We start from the raw sequence: 787 nt of genomic DNA on the forward strand, positions 1-787 counted from the left end.
TGGGGCTGGCGATCTGCAAGTCCATCGTCGACGCCCATGCCGGCACGCTGGCCTTCGAGCCGGGCCGCGAGGGCGGCACGCTGGTCACCTTGCAACTGCCGAGTGCCGGCGCACGGAGCACGCCGACGGCGCCGCATCCCGCCGGCGTCGCGGCGATGGCGGACGCCTGACCGTGGCCTCGGCTCGCGTCGATGGGCGGGGCGGTCGGATCCGCGCCTGCGCGGCCGGCCAGGCGCGGCGCCGGGACATCCTGTGCGAAGGGATGAGGAGGGCGGAGCGCGGGTCTCGGACGCGTCGCCCTGGGAAGGGGAGGGATGAAACCCAGGTATGGGAAGGACCGCCGCTCGGTCGGATAGGCCGGCGGGCCGCGCTCTGGTCCGATCGATCCCATCGCGGAGACGGTGTCCCCGGACCCGGCGCACCGCGATCCGCCGTCCCGTCGGCGGTCCGCCGCACAGGGTGGCGGGCCCGTGCCGCCGGGCAACCCCGATCCAAGGAGTTCCAGATGAATCCGTCCCCAATGACTTTCCGTCCGCGCTTCCAGCCGCAACGCCTGGTGCTGGCCCTCACCTTCGGCGGCGCCTTGCTGGCCGGTCTGATGTCGGTCGCCTTCGCCGGCGAACCCGCCGCCGCCGCGCCGGTGACCCGCGCGCAGGTGGAGCAGGACCTGGCCGCCTACCAGCAGTCCGGCCTGGCCGCGCTGGAGCGCGACGACTCGCAGTCGCAGGTCGGCACCGCGGCCTGGCGGGAGGCGCGCCGGCGCTACCTGGCGCTGCGCGGCCTGCCG

At 75.2% G+C, this 787-nt stretch carries 1 protein-coding gene; it reads left to right on the plus strand.

The window, feature by feature from the left end:
• Positions 1–505 precede the first annotated feature (505 nt).
• A partial coding sequence (locus FUT87_RS28690) for a DUF4148 domain-containing protein (protein WP_186830495.1) occupies positions 506–787 on the plus strand: 282 nt, incomplete at its 3' end.

Source organism: Mitsuaria sp. TWR114 (genome assembly GCF_007997345.1).